Origin of the sequence: Streptomyces sp. NPDC097640, assembly GCF_040302705.1 — a bacterium.
Classification (GTDB): Bacteria; Actinomycetota; Actinomycetes; order Streptomycetales; family Streptomycetaceae; genus Streptomyces.
Genome location: NZ_JBEOSB010000027.1, coordinates 79,276 through 96,346, shown reverse-complemented (window position 1 = coordinate 96,346; position 17,071 = coordinate 79,276). Strand labels below are relative to the sequence as shown.

General features: G+C 70.4%; 11 protein-coding genes. 4 read left to right on the top strand and 7 right to left on the bottom strand.

Annotated features, from left to right (window positions below; genetic code table 11):
• Positions 1 to 5 precede the first annotated feature (5 nt).
• The 3 genes from ABTY62_RS34605 to metH all read right to left on the bottom strand — a co-directional run bounded on the left by ABTY62_RS34605 (position 6) and on the right by metH (position 6,383).
• The gene (locus ABTY62_RS34605; RefSeq protein WP_352133370.1) at positions 6 to 1,610 is read right to left on the bottom strand and encodes an ABC transporter substrate-binding protein; all 1,605 of its coding nucleotides are present in this window, start codon (positions 1,608 to 1,610) and stop codon (positions 6 to 8) included.
• Between the two features lie 388 nt (positions 1,611 to 1,998).
• Complete coding sequence (locus ABTY62_RS34600; RefSeq protein ID WP_352133369.1) at positions 1,999 to 2,700, bottom strand: HAD family hydrolase; 702 nt, start codon at positions 2,698 to 2,700, stop codon at positions 1,999 to 2,001.
• Between the two features lie 158 nt (positions 2,701 to 2,858).
• Positions 2,859 to 6,383: a methionine synthase gene (metH, locus tag ABTY62_RS34595; protein ID WP_352133368.1), complete on the bottom strand. Its 3,525-nt coding sequence runs from the start codon at positions 6,381 to 6,383 to the stop codon at positions 2,859 to 2,861.
• A gap of 251 nt (positions 6,384 to 6,634) precedes the next feature.
• Between metH and ABTY62_RS34590 the strand changes: the two genes are divergently transcribed.
• The 4 genes from ABTY62_RS34590 to ABTY62_RS34575 all read left to right on the top strand — a co-directional run bounded on the left by ABTY62_RS34590 (position 6,635) and on the right by ABTY62_RS34575 (position 11,676).
• The gene (locus ABTY62_RS34590) at positions 6,635 to 7,399 is read left to right on the top strand and encodes an IclR family transcriptional regulator (RefSeq protein ID WP_311725287.1); all 765 of its coding nucleotides are present in this window, start codon (positions 6,635 to 6,637) and stop codon (positions 7,397 to 7,399) included.
• 262 nt (positions 7,400 to 7,661) lie between these two features.
• The gene (locus tag ABTY62_RS34585; protein ID WP_352133367.1) at positions 7,662 to 8,456 is read left to right on the top strand and encodes an MIP/aquaporin family protein; all 795 of its coding nucleotides are present in this window, start codon (positions 7,662 to 7,664) and stop codon (positions 8,454 to 8,456) included.
• 49 nt (positions 8,457 to 8,505) lie between these two features.
• Complete coding sequence (glpK, locus tag ABTY62_RS34580; RefSeq protein ID WP_352133366.1) at positions 8,506 to 10,032, top strand: glycerol kinase GlpK; 1,527 nt, start codon at positions 8,506 to 8,508, stop codon at positions 10,030 to 10,032.
• A gap of 3 nt (positions 10,033 to 10,035) precedes the next feature.
• Positions 10,036 to 11,676: a glycerol-3-phosphate dehydrogenase/oxidase gene (locus tag ABTY62_RS34575; RefSeq protein ID WP_352133365.1), complete on the top strand. Its 1,641-nt coding sequence runs from the start codon at positions 10,036 to 10,038 to the stop codon at positions 11,674 to 11,676.
• Positions 11,677 to 11,794: 118 nt separating this feature from the next.
• On the opposite strand, the gene mtnK is transcribed toward ABTY62_RS34575, so the two are convergent.
• The 4 genes from mtnK to ABTY62_RS34555 form a co-directional block, all read right to left on the bottom strand.
• Entirely contained in the window at positions 11,795 to 13,018 is a 1,224-nt protein-coding gene (gene mtnK, locus ABTY62_RS34570) for an S-methyl-5-thioribose kinase (protein WP_352133364.1), read from the bottom strand.
• A complete protein-coding gene (locus ABTY62_RS34565) occupies positions 13,015 to 14,061 on the bottom strand; it encodes an ABC transporter permease (protein ID WP_352133363.1) in 1,047 nt (348 codons plus the stop codon). Before ABTY62_RS34565 ends, mtnK begins: the two co-directional genes overlap by 4 nt.
• Positions 14,062 to 14,143: 82 nt before the next feature.
• Entirely contained in the window at positions 14,144 to 15,724 is a 1,581-nt protein-coding gene (locus ABTY62_RS34560) for a sugar ABC transporter ATP-binding protein (protein ID WP_502997578.1), read from the bottom strand.
• Positions 15,711 to 16,814 (bottom strand): substrate-binding domain-containing protein, encoded by a 1,104-nt coding sequence (locus ABTY62_RS34555; RefSeq protein WP_352133362.1) that lies wholly within the window; start codon positions 16,812 to 16,814, stop codon positions 15,711 to 15,713. The genes ABTY62_RS34560 and ABTY62_RS34555 overlap by 14 nt, the downstream gene beginning before the upstream one ends.
• Positions 16,815 to 17,071: the final 257 nt, after the last annotated feature.

The window sequence follows — 17,071 nt, the reverse complement described above, 5'->3', positions numbered from 1 at the left end:
CGGGCTCAGCCCCCGGTGGTGCGGCCGATCTCCCACAGCTGGAGCATGGCCGAGGAGTCGAGCAGGTATTCGGTTCCCACGATCCCGTCGCGGGCGGCCACGTACTGGTTGCCCTGCCACAGCGGCAGATACGGAACATCGTTCGCGATGATGTCCTGGATCTTCTGGAGGTCCTTGACCGCGAGGGCCCGCTGGGACTCCTGCCGGGTCTTGGGGATCAGATCGTCCTGGACGGTCTTGTTGCGGTACGGCGAGTTGAGGAAGTTGTCCTTGGTGAGGAACGGCGCGATGTAGGTGTCCGGGTCCGGGAAGTCCGGGAGCCAGCCCATGCCGAAGGCGGAGTACTCCCGCTTGGAGACGGCCGGTCGGAACTCGGTCCACTTGAAGCCCTCGATCCGCACCGAGAACAGGCCGCTGGAGTTGAGCTGCGACTGGAGCTTCTTGAACTCCTGGGCCGTCTCCGGGCCGTAGTGGTCCGTGGTGTACGTCAGCGTCAGGTCCACCGGGGTCTCCACGCCGGCCTGCTGGAGCAGCGTGCGCGCGGCGGTGACGTCCGGGTCGCCGTACTCGTTGTGGAACGAGTTGGTGTGCGAGGAGATGTTGTTGGGGACCATCGAGTACAGCGGCTCGGCGGTGCGCTTGTACACATCGCGCACCAGCGCCTGGCGGTCCACGATGTGGGCGATGGCCTGGCGCACGGCCCTGTTCTTCACCGCCGGGGCCGTGGTGTCGAAGACGAGGTAGCGGATGCCCTGGCCGGAGGTCTCCTGGAGCCGGACGCCCTTGACCCCGCCGGTGTCCAGCCGCTCGATCTGCTCGGGCGAGAAGCCGCGGTTGACGACGTCGATATCGCCCTTGGTCAGCGCCTCCTCCATGGTCTTGGCGTCGTCGAAGAAGCGCATCTCGACCTTGTCGCTGCGCCGTTCGACGTCTCCCTTGTACTCGGAGTTCTTGGTGAAGACCACCTTCGTCAGCCGGTTGTTCCGCACCTCGGGCTTCGCGGTGTACGGGCCGGAGCCCACCATGTCGAAGCCCTTGAGCACCGCGTCCTTGCGGTAGACCTCGCTGTCGAGGATCGCGGCGGCCGGCGTGGTGAGCTTGGAGGGGAAGGTCGCGTCCGGGCTGGAGAGGTGGATGACGATCTCGCGGTCGTTGGGGGTCTCCACCTTGTCCACGTTGGACAGCAGGGACCACACCCCGGTCTGGTCCTTGATCCGCAACACCCGCTCCAGGGAGAACTTCACATCGGCGGAGGTCAGATCGTGGCCGTTGGAGAACTTCAGCCCCTTGCGCAGCTTGCACCAGTACTGCTCGCTCTGCCGGTCCCGGAAGCCGCACTGCTCGGCGGCGTCGGGTATGGGGTCGGTCCCGGAGCGGGGCAGTCTCATCAGCGTCTGGAAGGTGCTGTGCAGCACGCTCCAGGAGGCGAAGTCATATGCCTGGGCGGGGTCCAGCGGCGCGTTCCCCACCTTCGACGCTTCGATCCGGTCGGTGCTCCCCACGATGATCGCGCCGCCGTCCGAGCCTGCGCCCTCGTCACCGCCGCACGCGGCGAGCGAGGAGGTCAGGAGGCCCGCCAGGGCCGGCAGCACCAGCGACTTGCGATTCATTCTCGGGAGTCTCCCTGCGATCGATCAACTACTCGCCGAAGAGATTAGTCCGCGGTGCCAGCCCTACTGGAACACAACGAAGTTGAGGCAATATCACGCCCCGATAACGTGTAACGGTTCACCGATATCCGGACGCCGTCATGTTTCACATGAGATGTGATCAATCCGGGCACATAGGTCCACGCAAATCGCCCCAGAGAGGACCGGCAGCAGAGTGCGTGCACCCTGTCGACGGTCCGCATGGTGAGAAACATCACGTCTATGGAAGGCCTCGCGAGGGCAAGCGGAATTGGCGCTTTCTGCTTTCCGGCCCCGCCCCGGCCCCGCTCCCGGTCCGCTTCCGGTCCGCCTCCGGCCCGCCCTTTACGGAAATACGCTCAGTGCGCGTTCAGCGCATTGCTGTGATCAGAGTGCGCAGAAATGGCACGTCGACTTCTTCCAGCGAGCCGACGACCGTGCGCCCCACCGCGGGCTCGATCGGCACCAGCGACGGCACGGCCACCACCCGGCACCCCGCCGCCTCGGCCGCCGTCACCCCGGTCACCGTGTCCTCCACCACCACACAGCGCGCCGGGTCCGCGCCCAGCCCCGCGGCGGCGTGCAGATACGGGTCGGGGTGCGGCTTGGTCCGTCCGATGTCGTCGCCCGCGACGGTGAGCGTGAAGTGCTCCGGGCCGATCGACCGCAGCACGGACTCCATCACGCGCCGGTGGGAGGCCGAGACCAGCGCGGTGGGCACCTGGTGCGCGGCCAGCTCGGTGAGCAGCCGGCGCGCGCCCGGGAGCAGCGGCACGGTGCCGTCGATCAGCTCGGTGAAGCGGCTGTTCAGCAGCCCGGTCAGCTCGGCGAGCGCGATGTCCGCGCCGGTGGCCTCGATCAGGAAGGAGGCGCTGCGGGTCATGGGCCCGCCCACGACGATCTGCCGGTACTCCTCGGCGAGTGCGTGGCCGAGCTCGGCGAAGATGGAGACCTCCGTGTCCCACCAGATGCCCTCGGTGTCCACCAGGGTGCCGTCCATGTCGAGCAGAACGGCTTGCAGGGCGGAGCCTTCGGCCGTACGGGTGTCGACGGCGGGGATGCTGCTGGTCATCCGATCACCTCCGGGCGAGGGGCAGGAAGGCCGGTCGTCATCCGCGGTTTCCGCGATTCGGAAGACGACCGGCCTCTACCGGATCGACCAGTGTACGTCGGCGCGCTCCGCGATGCCCGGCGGCTTCCCGGCGGGCGTCGCGGAGCGCGCCGGGCGCGTTACCGCGCGTTGAAGTACTTGGCCTCGGGGTGGTGGATGACGATCGCGTCGGTGGACTGCTCGGGGTGCAGCTGGAACTCCTCGGAGAGCTTGACCCCGATCCGCTCCGGGCGCAGCAGGTCGGCGATCTTCGCGCGGTCCTCCAGGTCCGGGCAGGCGCCGTAGCCCAGCGAGAAGCGCGCGCCCCGGTACTTGAGGTCGAACATGTCCGTGACGTCCTCGGGGTCCTCGGACGCGAAGCCCAGCTCGGCGCGCACCCGTGCGTGCCAGTATTCGGCGAGCGCCTCCGCCAGCTGGACGGACAGCCCGTGGAGCTCCAGGTAGTCGCGGTAGGAGTCGGCGGCGAACAGCTCGGCGGTGGCCTCGCCGATCTTCGATCCGACGGTGACGACCTGGAGCCCGACCACATCGGTCTCGCCGGACTCCTCGGGGCGGAAGAAGTCCGCCAGGCACAGGCGGCGGCCGCGCCGCTGGCGCGGGAAGGTGAAGCGGGTCAGCTCGCTGCCGTCGTCGTGCAACAGCACCAGGTCGTCGCCCTTGGACACACACCGGTAGTAGCCGTAGACGACGGCCGCCTCCAGCAGGTTCTCGGTGTGCAGCTTGTCGAGCCAGCCACGCAGCCGCGGCCGCCCCTCGGTCTCGGCCAGCTCCTCGTAGCTCGGCCCGTCGCCGGTACGGGCCTGCTTGAGGCCCCACTGGCCCTTGAACAGCGCGCCCTCGTCCAGCCAGGACGCGTAGTCCGCCTGCTGGATGCCCTTGACCACGCGGCTGCCCCAGAAGGGCGGGGTGGGCAGCGGGTTGTCGGTGGCCACATCGGAGCGCACCGGCCCCTGCTCGGGCTCCGCCACCTCCACCGCCGCCGCGCGCTTGGCCACGCGGCGCTGCTTGAGCTCGGGCAGGGACGCGCCCGGCACGCCCCGCTTGACGGCGACCAGGGCGTCCATCAGCCGCAGGCCCTCGAAGGCGTCGCGGGCGTAGCGGACCTCGCCCTCGTAGATCTCGTGCAGGTCCTGCTCGACATATGCCCGGGTCAGCGCCGCCCCGCCGAGGATGACGGGGTACTCGGCGGCGAGCTTGCGCTGGTTGAGCTCCTCCAGGTTCTCCTTCATGATCACGGTGGACTTCACCAGCAGCCCGGACATGCCGATCACATCGGCGCGGTGTTCCTTGGCGGCGTCCAGGATCGCCGAGACCGGCTGCTTGATGCCCAGGTTGACCACGTTGTAGCCGTTGTTGGACAGGATGATGTCGACGAGGTTCTTGCCGATGTCGTGGACGTCTCCGCGGACCGTGGCGAGCACGATGGTGCCCTTGCCCGCCTCCTCGCCGTCCTCGGCCTTCTCCATGTGCGGCTCCAGGTGCGCCACCGCCGCCTTCATCACCTCGGCGGACTGGAGGACGAACGGCAGCTGCATCTGCCCGGAGCCGAAGAATTCGCCGACGACCTTCATGCCGTCCAGCAGGGTCTCGTTGACGATGTCCAGGGCGGGCCGCTCCTGGAGGGCCTCGTCCAGGTCGGCCTCCAGGCCGTTGCGCTCGCCGTCGATGATGCGGCGCTTGAGGCGCTCCTCCAGCGGCAGGGCGGCCAGCTCCTCGGCCTTGCCTGCCTTCAGGGATTTGGCGGTGGCGCCCTCGAACAGCGCCATCAGCTTCTGGAGCGGGTCGTACCCCTCGGAGCGGCGGTCGTAGATCAGGTCGAGGGCGGTGGTGACCTGCTCCTCGTCGAAGCGCGCGATCGGAAGAATCTTGCTCGCGTGCACGATCGCCGAGTCGAGGCCCGCCTTGACGCACTCGTCGAGGAAGACGGAGTTGAGCAGGATGCGGGCGGCGGGGTTGAGGCCGAAGGAGATGTTGGACAGGCCCAGCGTGGTCTGCACATCCGGGTGGCGGCGCTTGAGCTCGCGGATCGCCTCGATGGTGGCGATGCCGTCCTTGCGGGACTCCTCCTGGCCGGTGCAGATGGTGAAGGTCAGGGTGTCGATGAGGATGTCCGCCTCATGGATGCCCCAGTTGCCGGTCAGGTCGGCGATCAGCCGCTCGGCGATCTCGACCTTCTTCTCCGGGGTGCGGGCCTGGCCCACCTCGTCGATGGTGAGCGCGATCAGCGCGGCGCCGTGCTCCTGGGCCAGACGGGTGACCTTGGCGAAGCGTGACTCGGGGCCGTCGCCGTCCTCGTAGTTGACGGAGTTGATGACCGCGCGGCCGCCCAGCTTCTCCAGGCCCGCGCGGATGACGTCGACCTCGGTGGAGTCCAGCACGATGGGCAGGGTGGAGGCGGTGGCGAAGCGGCCGGCCAGCTCCTCCATGTCGGCGACGCCGTCCCGGCCGACGTAGTCCACGCACAGGTCGAGCAGATGGGCGCCCTCGCGGATCTGCTCGCGGGCCATCTCCACGCAGTCGTCCCAGCGGCCCTCCAGCATGGCCTCGCGGAACTTCTTGGAGCCGTTGGCGTTGGTCCGCTCGCCGATCGCCAGATACGAGGTGTCCTGGCGGAACGGCACCGTCTGGTAGAGGGAGGCGGCGCCGGGCTCGGGGCGGGGGGTGCGCTCGGTGGGGGTCAGGTCGCGGACCCGCTCCACGACCTGGCGCAGATGCTCGGGCGTGGTGCCGCAGCAGCCGCCGATCAGCGACAGCCCGTACTCGCGCACGAACGTCTCCTGGGCGTCGGCCAGCTCGGCCGGGGTGAGCGGGTAGTGCGCCCCGTCCTTGCCCAGCACCGGCAGGCCGGCGTTCGGCATGCAGGACAGCGGGATACGGGAGTGGCGGGCCAGATAGCGCAGGTGCTCGCTCATCTCGGCCGGGCCGGTCGCGCAGTTCAGGCCGATCATGTCGATGCCCAGCGGCTCCAGCGCGGTGAGCGCCGCGCCGATCTCCGAGCCGAGCAGCATGGTGCCGGTGGTCTCCACCGTCACCGAGCAGATCACCGGGACGCGGCTGCCCAGGGCGTCCAGGGCGCGGCGGGCGCCGAGGACCGACGCCTTGGTCTGGAGCAGGTCCTGGGTGGTCTCCACCAGCAGGGCGTCCGCGCCGCCGGCGATCAGGCCCTCGGCGTTCCGCTGGTAGGCGTCGCGCAGCACGGTGTACGGGGCGTGGCCCAGCGTCGGCAGCTTGGTGCCGGGGCCGATCGAGCCGAGTACCCAGCGGGGGCGGCCGTCGGCGGCGAACCCGTCGGCGACCTCGCGGGCGACCCGGGCTCCCGCCTCGGACAGCTCGTACACCCGGTCCGAGATCTCGTACTCGCCCAGCGCCGAGTGGTTGGCGCCGAAGGTGTTGGTCTCCACGCAGTCGACGCCGGCCTCGAAGTAGGCCGAGTGGACCGAACGGACGATGTCGGGGCGGGTGACGTTGAGGATCTCGTTGCACCCCTCGAGCTGCTGGAAGTCCTCGAGGGTGGGGTCCTGGGCCTGGAGCATGGTGCCCATCGCGCCGTCCGCGACCACCACCCGGGTGGCGAGGGCCTCGCGGAGGGCGCCGACTCGGGCGGCGGAGTCGGTGGGGATGGAGGTGGGCGTGTGCGAGGCCATGGGTGAGCTCCCTGAGGTGCGACGGCTGTCGGCTTTGCGCCCTCCTCGCGGAGGGCGCACCAGGCCAGCGTAGCCGCCGGGGGGCTTCCGGCGCGGGCTGTTCCATCTGGCGGGACATCTTGTGAGGGGCCGAGGGGGTGCCGTCCGCGGGGCACCTTTTGATCGTTTACCCTTTCCCCGCTGTACCGCGGGGTCGACATGGACCGATAGTGTTCAGCATTGTCGAACCGTAGTGTCAGGAGGGGTGCGCGATGGCACGGACCATCCAGTCGCTCGAGCGAGCTGCCGCGATGCTACGGCTGCTCGCCGGGGGCGAGCGCCGTCTGGGCCTGTCGGACATCGCCTCGTCGCTGGGGCTGGCCAAGGGCACCGCGCACGGCATCCTGCGCACGCTCCAGCAGGAGGGCTTCGTCGAGCAGGACGAGGCGTCCGGCCGCTATCAGCTCGGCGCCGAGCTGCTGCGCCTGGGCAACAGCTATCTGGACGTTCACGAGCTGCGCGCCCGCGCCCTGGTGTGGACCGACGACCTGGCCCGCTCCAGCGGGGAGAGCGTGTATCTGGGCGTGCTGCACCAGCAGGGCGTGCTCATCGTCCACCACGTGTTCCGCCCCGACGACAGCCGCCAGGTGCTGGAGGTCGGCGCGATGCAGCCGCTGCACTCCACGGCCCTGGGCAAGGTGCTGTCCGCGTACGACCCGGTGGCGCACAGCGAGGCGGTCGAGGCCGAGCGCGAGGCGTTCACCCCCCGCACGGTGACCTCCATGACCGGTTTCGAGTCCGTCCTGGACCTGACCCGGGCGCGCGGCTGGGGCTCGGACGTGGAGGAGACCTGGGAGGGCGTCGCGTCGATCGCCGCCCCGATCCACAACCGGCGGCGGATGCCGGTGGGCGCGGTGGGCGTCGCCGGCGCGGTGGAGCGGGTCTGCAAGGAGGGCGAGCTGCGCTCCGATCTGGTCGCCGCGGTACGGGACTGCGCGCGGGCCGTCTCGCGCGATCTGGGCGCCAGCCGCTTCTGAGAGTTACCGCTCGGTATCAGCCGGTTCACGCCCGTTCACCCCGGTACGAGTTTTCAGTCACACGACCCTTGACCTCAGCCTTCACCGTGCAGAAAACTGCCGTTCGTCGGTCGGCATTGTCGAACATGTGACGACAATATTCGCTAGGGTGTAACTCGCCGCGGGCCGACCAGCCCCTCACCGAGGGGCGCGGGCCACCGGTTGACCCCCGTGGTGCAGCGCTTCCCGGTGTCCATCTGGACGAAGGACAAAGGAGTCGCGGGTGTCCAGCTCCGACATCTTCATCGGCGAGACCATCGGTACCGCCGTTCTCATCCTGCTCGGCGGTGGTGTCGTCGCCGGCGTTGTCTTGAAGCGCTCCAAGGCGTTCGGCGCGGGGTGGCTGGCCATCACCTTCGGGTGGGGTTTCGCCGTGCTGACCGGCGCGTATATCTCGGCCCCCCTCTCCGGGGCACATCTGAACCCCGCCGTGACGCTGGGCCTCGCGATCGAGGGCGGCACGGAGTGGAGCGATGTGCCGATCTATGTGCTCGGTCAGATGACCGGCGCCATCATCGGGGCCACCTTGGTGTGGGTCGCCTACATGGGCCACTTCCAGGCGCATCTGACCGACCGCGAGATCGTCGGCGGCCCGGGCGCCCAGGACACGGCCAAGGCCGCGGCCCCGGCGAAGAGCGACGCCGGTCCGGTGCTCGGCGTCTTCTCCACCGGCCCCGAGATCCGCAACACGGTGCAGAACCTGGCCACCGAGATCATCGCCACGACCGTGCTGGTGCTGGCCATCCTCACCCAGGGTCTGAACGGGGACGGCCACGGCCTGGGCGTCATCGGCGTCCTGATCACCTCGCTGGTCGTCGTCGGCATCGGCCTCTCGCTCGGCGGACCGACCGGCTACGCCATCAACCCCGCCCGTGACCTCGGGCCCCGCATCGCCCACGCCCTCCTGCCGCTGCCCAACAAGGGCGGCTCGGACTGGGGCTACGCCTGGATCCCCGTCGTCGGCCCGCTCATCGGCGGCGCCATCGCCGGCGGCATCTACGAGATCGCCTTCGCCTAGCCCCACTCTTGAACCCACCCCCTCTTGACGCGCAGGAGAGCCGCACACCATGACCGACACCCACTCCACCGGGCCGTTCATCGCAGCGATCGACCAGGGCACCACCTCGAGCCGTTGCATCGTCTTCGACCGGGACGGCCGCATCGTCTCGGTCGATCAGAAGGAGCACGAGCAGATCTTCCCCAAGCCCGGCTGGGTCGAACACAACGCGACCGAGATCTGGGAGAACGTCCGGGAAGTCGTCGACGGGGCCATCAGCAAGGCGGGCATCACCTCCGCCGATGTGAAGGCCATCGGCATCACCAACCAGCGTGAGACCACGCTGCTGTGGGACAAGAACACCGGCGAGCCGGTGCACAACGCCATCGTCTGGCAGGACACCCGCACCGACGCCCTGTGCCGGGAGCTCGGCCGCAACGTCGGCCAGGACCGGTTCCGCCGGGAGACCGGCCTGCCGCTCGCCTCGTACTTCGCGGGCCCGAAGATCCGCTGGCTGCTCGACAACGTCGAGGGGCTGCGCGAGCGCGCGGAGGCCGGCGAGATCCTCTTCGGCACCATGGACTCCTGGGTGATCTGGAACCTCACCGGCGGCACCGACGGGGGCGTGCACGTCACCGACGTCACCAACGCCTCGCGCACCCTGCTGATGAACCTCCAGACCCTCGACTGGGACGAGCGCATCCTGTCCTCGATGGAGATCCCGGCGGCCGTGCTGCCCGAGATCCGCTCCTCCGCCGAGGTGTACGGGACCACCGCCGAGGGCGTCCTGGCGGGCGTGCCGGTGGCCTCGGCGCTCGGCGACCAGCAGGCCGCCCTCTTCGGCCAGACCTGTTTCTCCGAGGGCGAGGCCAAGTCGACCTATGGCACCGGAACGTTCCTGCTGATGAACACCGGCGCCAAGCCGGTCAACTCGTACAATGGCCTGCTGACCACCGTCGGCTACCGCATCGGCGACCAGAAGCCGGTCTACGCCCTCGAGGGCTCGATCGCCGTCACCGGCTCGCTGGTGCAGTGGATGCGCGACCAGATGGGGCTGATCAACAGCGCGGCCGAGATCGAGACCCTGGCCAGCTCGGTCGAGGACAACGGCGGCGCCTACTTCGTGCCCGCCTTCTCCGGTCTGTTCGCCCCCTACTGGCGTGACGACGCGCGTGGCGTCATCGCGGGTCTGACCCGCTATGTCACCAAGGCGCACATCGCCCGCGCCGTGCTCGAGGCCACCGCCTGGCAGACCCGCGAGATCGTCGACGCGATGACCAAGGACTCCGGCGTCGAGCTCACCGCGCTCAAGGTCGACGGCGGCATGACCTCCAACAACCTGCTGATGCAGACGCTCTCCGACGCCCTGGACGCACCCGTGGTGCGGCCGATGGTCGCCGAGACCACCTGCCTCGGCGCCGCCTACGCCGCCGGTCTCGCCGTCGGCTTCTGGCCGGACACCGAAGCGCTGCGCGCCAACTGGCGCCGCGCCGCCGAGTGGACCCCCCGCATGGACGCGGAAGTCCGCGACCGCGAGTACAAGAACTGGCTCAAGGCCGTGCAGCGGACCATGGGCTGGATCGAAGACGAGGAGTAAGCAATGACCACCCCGCAGAGCGCCCCGGCACTCGGGACGCACCCGGCTGCCGGTTCCCTTCCAGCCGCCGCTGGGAGGCACCCCCTGCCGAGCCGCGCCGAGGCCCGGGAGCGGCTGACCAGGGCGACGCACGACCTCCTGGTGATCGGCGGCGGCATTCTGGGCATCACCACTGCCTGGCACGCGGCGCAGTCGGGACTGCGGGTGGCCATGGTGGACGCCGGCGACTTCGCCGGCGCCACCTCCTCGGCCTCCTCCAAGCTGCTCCACGGCGGGCTGCGCTATCTCCAGACCGGCGCGGTCAAGCTGGTCGCCGAGAACCACTTCGAGCGGCGCGCGGTCTCCCGCAGCGTCGCCCCCCACCTGGCGAACCCGCTCACGTTCTATCTGCCGGTCTACAAGGGCGGCCCGCACGGCGCGGCCAAGCTCGGCGCGGGCGTGTTCGCCTACTCGGCGCTCTCCGCCTTCCGGGACGGCGTCGGCCATGTCATCAGCCCCGACAAGGCCGTCCGGGACGTCCCCGAGCTGCGCACCGACGGCCTCAAGGCGGTCGCGGTCTACGGCGACGGCCAGATGAACGACAGCCGCATGGCCCTGATGACGGTGCGGGCGGCGGTCGAGGCGGGCGCGACCGTCCTCAACCACGCCGAGGTGGTCGGGCTGCGGACGACCGACGGCCGGGTCACCGGAGCGGAGCTCAAGGACCGCCTGGACGGCACCGAGTTCGGGGTGAACGCCCGCCTGGTGCTGAACGCCACCGGCCCGTGGGTGGACCACCTGCGCGCGATGGAGGACCCGAACGCGGCCCCGTCCATCCGGCTCTCCAAGGGCGCGCACCTGGTGCTCAGGCGCACCTCCCCGTGGCGGGCCGCGCTGGCCACGCCGATCGACAAGTACCGCATCACCTTCGCCCTCCCCTGGGAGGACATGCTGCTGCTCGGCACCACCGACGAGGCGTACGAGGGCGACCCGGCCGAGGTGCGGGTGAACGAGAAGGACATCGCCCAGATCCTCGACGAGGCCGCCTTCTCCATCCGGGACCAGCAGCTGTCCCGCGACCTGATCACCTACTCGTTCGCCGGGCTGCGGGTGCTGCCCGGCGGCCCCGGGGACACCGCCAAGGCCAAGCGGGAGACCGTGGTCACCGAGGGCCGCGGCGGCATGCTCTCCATCGCGGGCGGCAAGTGGACCACGTTCCGCCACATAGGCCGCACCGTGATGAACAAGCTCGCGCAGCTGCCGGGGCACCCGCTGGCGGAGGACATGGAGCCCATATCGCGGCTGCCCAAGCACATGCCGCTGCCGGGCCTGGCCAGCCCGCACGCGGTCGCGCACCGGCTGCTGGTGGACGGCGGCACCCCCGGCCCGCGGATGGCCGGGGACACGGCGCGCCACTTGGCGACGCACTACGGTTCGCTCTCCTTCGACATCGCCCGGCTGGCGGACGAGGACCCGGCGCTCGGCGAGCGGATCCACCCGGACGCCCCGGAGATCTGGGCGCAGGTCGTCTATGCCCGTGACCACGAGTGGGCGGAGACCGCGGACGATGTGCTGCGCCGCCGCACCACGTTGACGATCCGTGGGCTGGACACGGAGGAGGTGCGGGCGCGGGTCCAGGAGCTGCTGGACCGCCGCGCGGCCTGACAGGCCCTATAAAGCCCCGGGCCCATAAGGCCCAGACCCCGTAAGGCCCAGGCCCCATAAGGCCCGAAGGGGAGGCTCCGCTGCGGAGCCTCCCCTTCGCCGTGTCCCCCGGTGCCCGCTACGGCGCGGTGCCGACCCGCTCGGCCAGCGCCCGGACGCCGGCGGCGTCCGGGAGGCGGTCGCGGCCCAGGATGAGCTCGCGGCCGAGCAGCAGGGCGCGGCGGGAGGCGGGGCCGGGGTCGGGCAGGGTGGTGAGGTCGGTGAGGTGGGCGAAGCCGATGACGCGGCGGATGATCTCCGTACCGGCGAAGCCCAGGCTCTCCGACCACACCTGGCGCAGAAAGCGGTCCAGGTAGGCGTCGTCGAAGAAGGTGTCGACCCGGGTCGGCCACAGCCGGCGCAGCTCCGCCTCGAAGGCGTCCCAGCTGAGGGCGAGCTGGTCGGCGTGGTCGCCCGGGGTGCCGAGCGCCCGGGCGCGCAGCTCGGAGACGAGGACGTTGCCCCAGTACAGGCCGAGGTCGAAGCCGATCGGGCCGACGAAGGAGAACTCGGGGTCGAAGACCCGGACCACGTCGGCGCCCTGACGGGTGCCCACCATGACGCTGCCGGTGTGCAGATCGCCGTGCAGCAGCGCCTGGGCGCTGGTCATGAAGACATGCCGCAGGGCCGCGACCTCCGTGCGCAGTGCGGGGTCGGCGCGGAAGGCGGCGGCGAGGTCGTCGAGGCTGTCGTGCCAGTGGTTGTGCTCGTGGTCGAGATAGGGCTCGCTGAGCACCACATCCTCGGTGATCTTGCACAGCTCGGGGCTGACCGAGGTGGCGATCAGCTCCTTGCGGGTGGCGGATCCCATGCCGAAGTCGCTGGTGGCGAAGGAGAGCGCGGCGACGAAGGCGCCGATGTGGCGGGACACCTCGCCGTAGCCGCCGCCCTCGTTGAGGTGGGTCCGCAGCACCCGCAGATCGGACATGTCCTCCATGGTGAGGGCGTAGTTGCCGGCGTCGTAGCCGTGGATGGCCGGGATGGTGTCCGGGGCGACGGCGGCGACCTGCCGGTAGGCGCGGGCCTCGGCGTCGGCGCGGGCGGGGCTCATGGGCCAGGAGGGGCCGGCGACGCGGACCCAGGGCAGCGCCTGCTTGACGGCGAGGCTGTGGGTGCCGTCGGGGGTGCGGGCGATGAACACCCGGTTCATGTTGCCGTCGGAGACCTCGTGGACCTCGATGGCGTCGCCGTTCCAGTGGCCCAGGCCCCGCAGATAGCCGGGGATGTCCTCGGGCTCCAGGACCCGGTAGGCGGACGGGATCTCGGGGTACGACGGGGTGTCGGGGTGCGGCGGGTGTGTCATCGGCGGTTTCCTCGGGACAGTGTGAAGCTGAAGACCAGGGCGAGGATCAGCACCGCGCCCTCGACCACGTCCTGTGTGTAGTACGGCAGGCCCTTGATGGTCAGGCCGGTGGTGATGACGCCGATGAGGACGGCACCGAGCGCGGTCCCCCAGACGTTGGGCTTGCCGCGGCCGAGCACGGAGGTGCCGACCAGCGCCACGGCGACCGCCTCCAGCAGCTGGGAGGTGCCGGCGGAGACATCGCCCTGGCCGATCCGGGAGGCAAGGATCAGTCCGCCGATGGAGGCGAGGACGCCCGACAGGACGTAGGCGAGGGCGCGGTAGGCGCCGACGCGGACGCCGGCGAGCCGGGTCGCCTCCGGGTTGGACCCGATCGCGTACAGCACCCGGCCCCAGCGGGTGCGGGAGAGGAAGATCCAGGCGACGAGGGTGAGTCCGGCGAAGATGACCACCGAGACGGGCACCCCGGCGACGGTGCCCCGGTCGATGGACAGAAAGCCCTCGGTGAACTTGCCGGGCGCGGTGGTGCCGTCGTCCAGGGTCATGCCGGGCGAGATCGACTGGCCGTCGACGAGGATCAGTTTCAGGCCCTGGATGACGAACATGGTGCCGAGGGTGGCCAGCATGTCGGGGACCTTGAGGACCACGATCAGCAGGGCGTTGACGAGTCCGGCGAGCGCGCCCGCCACGATCACCGCGATCACCGCGACCGTGCCGACCTGGTTGTAGACGACCATCGTCTTGGCGGCGACGGTCACGCCGAGTCCGGCCACCGCCCCCACCGACATGTCCATTCCGCCGACGGCCATGGTGAGGGTGACGCCGAGGCCGAGGATGGCGGCGACGGAGACATAGCGGAGGGTGTCCAGGAGCGTCGCCGAGTCGCGGAAGGTGGGCTCGGTGAGCGAGAAGAACGCGAAGAGGGCGACGGTGACGAAGATGAAGCCGTATTTGATGACGGCGCCCTGGACGCGCTGACCGGCGCCCGCCGCGGCCGTCTTCCCGGCCGTCACCGGTGGGGCGGTGGAAGGGGTGAGGGTCATCGCAGGGCCTGCTTCTTCCTTCGTCTCGTGCTGCTGGTGGTGCTGGTCTGTGGTGGTGCCGCGCGGGTGCCCCGGTGCGGCGTCACACGGATGCCGAGATGGCCTGGATGACCTGGTCGCGCTCGGCGTCGGCGCCGTACGCGTCGAGGCGGATCTCCCCGTCGGCGAGGACGACGACGCGGTCGGCGACCTCCAGGACCTCGTCGACGTCGGCGCTGAGCACGACGACGGCCGAGCCGTCGGCGGCCAGGGCGCGGGCGCGGCGGCCGATGTCGCGGCGGGCGCCGATGTCCACGCCTCGGAACGGCTCGTCCAGTATCAGGACGCGGGGGCGCTCGGCGAGCCAGCGCCCGACCACGACCTTCTGCTGGTTGCCGCCGGAGAGCTCCTCGACGGGGCTGGTCTCGTCGCGGGCCACGACGCCGAGTTCGGCGATGGTGCGGCGGCCCAGCTCGGCCTCCTGGCCGCCCCGGACCAGTCCGGCGAGGGAGAGGGAGGACAGGAAGGGCAGCGAGATGTTGCGCGCCACGGACCAGCCGGGGATCAGCGCGTCCGCGTGCCGGTCCTCGGGCACCAGGTGGACACCGCGGCGGATGGCGTCGGCGGGGCGGCGCGGCCGGTACGGCTCGCCGTCCAGCTCCAGCTCCCCCACGCGGAACGGCTCGGCGCCGAACACCCCGCGGGCCAGCTCGGTCTTGCCCGCCCCGAGGAGCCCCACGACGCCGGTGACCTCGCCCTCGCGCAGATCGAGGTCCTGGGGCAGCCGGCCGGGCAGCAGCGGTACGCCGCGCAGCGAGAGCGCGACGGCCCCGCCGCGCCGGCCGTCGGCCGGCCGGGCGGTGGTCGCGGCCTGCGGCTGGGCGAGCATGGCGCGCAGCGCGCGGTCCCAGTCGAAGGGCCGGGAGAGGTCTTCGGTGAGACGGCCGTCTCGCAGAACGACCAGCCGGTCGGCGAGGGAGTCGATCTCGCCGAGCCGGTGGGACACGTAGAGCACCGCGATCCCCTCGGCCCGCAGCCGCTCCACGATCGCGAACAGCCGCGTCGCCTCGGCCGAGGACAGGGCCGAGGTCGGCTCGTCGAGGATCAGCAGCCGGGGGCGGGTGGACAGGGCGCGGGCGAGGATCAGCAGCTGCTGGTCGGAGATGCCGAGCTCGGCGACGTCGCGGCGCAGCAGGTCCGTGGGCCAGCCGAGGCCGAGGGTGTCCTGGATCTCGCGGGCGCGGGCGAGGACCTGACGGGTGCCCAGGAAGGGGTTGCCGCCGCGCTGGGCCAGCTCCTCGAAGACCAGGTTCTCGGCGACGGACAGGCCGGGCACCACGCCCTCGCCGATCCGCTGGTGCACGGTGCGGATGCCCAGGGCGTGCGCGGCGGCGGGCGAGGGCAGGGCGGCGGGCTCGCCGCCGACCAGCACCCGGCCGCCGTGTCCCGCGTGCACCCCGGAGAGCACCTTGATCAGGGTGGACTTGCCCGCCCCGTTGGCTCCCAGCAGCGCGACGACGCTGCCGGGAGCGATGTCCAGGGACACCGAGGTGAGTACGGGCTTGCCGCCGAAGGCCATGCTGACCTCGCGCAGCGAGACCGCGGGCACCTCCGCGCCGGCGCTTGGCGCAGAGCCGTCTCCGGAGTCGGCGTCGGCGTCGGCCGTCGGCTCAGTGGGCGACATTGGGGATCCAGTCCGCCGTGCTGACCTTGCTGAGGTTGAGGGCGGGGAGCGCGGTGCGCAGCTGGTTCAGGTTCTGGATCTTCTTGCTCACCAGGAAGTCGCGGGTGATCGCGACGGCCGGGAACTCGACCGACTTGGTCTTCAGCTGACCGGCGAGTTCCAGGGCGGTGGTGCGGACCACGGCGGCACCGACGGCGGACGGGTCGGTGCCGGCGGTGGCGGCCCAGGGGCTGTTCTTGGCGGTGATGACCTGGATGTCGGCGTTGGAGACATCGGCGCCGAACACCTTGACCTTGCCCGCCAGCTTCTTGTTCTGGACCGCGAGGACGGTGCCCTTGGCCAGCTCGTCGTACGGGGCGAAGATGCCCGCGACGCCGGAGTGCTGGGTGAGGGCGGCGCTGACCAGCGGGACGTTGTCGGTGGCGGTGGAGTCGGTGACCTTGCCGACCTTGAACGCCTGCTTCCAGCCGTTGTCGGTGAGCCGCTTCTTCCAGACGCTGTCGCGCTTGTCGAGCGCGGCGTACCCGGCGACGTTGACGTAGCCGACCTCGGCCTTCTTGCCGAGCTCCTTGGTCATCACGTCCAGGACGGCGTTGGCCATGCTGGCGTCGTCCTGCTTGGTGGAGATGACCTCGGGGTTCTTGGTCTCGACGTCGTAGACGACGACCTTGATGCCCTTCTTGACCGCCTTGTCGATCTCCGGCTGGATGGTCGAGGGGAAGCCGTGGTCGACGATGATCGCCTCGGCCCCGGAGTTGATCGCGGCCGACAGGTCGGTGGCCTGCTTGGCGTTGTCCGCCTGGGCGTCGTAGACGGTGAGGTCGATGCCGAGCGCCTTGGCCTGCGCCTTGGCGCCGTTGCCCCACTGCTCGAAGTAGTCTCCGGCGCCGCTCTGCCGGACCAGGGCGACCTTGACCTTCCCCTGGTCGAAGGGCGCGGGCTTCTTGCCGGTCGCGGCCTTCGCCGAGGCGGGGGTGTCCCCGGAGGGCCCGGTGTCCGAGGCGGAGGAGGACTGGGAGCAGCCGGTGGCGACCAGGGCGGTGAGCGAGACGAGGGAGGCCGCGGCGAGGGGCAGTCTGGAGCGGGACATGGGGATCTCCGGGTGATGCGGCGGCACGGGGGTGCCGGGTTGTGGGACGGGAAGGACTACGGCGGCAAGGGTCAGCTACAGCTGGCCGTAGTCGTCCGATGGAGATCCACGTACAGCCGCCGAACGAGCAGCAGCGTCTTCATGACCACATCATGAGAACGGTTTCAGCCATACGTCAAAGGTCAGGGCGTTCCTTCTCACGTCCTGAGACGCGTTCTTCCTCACACCTCGCGATATGTCGGCCCCGGGTTACTATC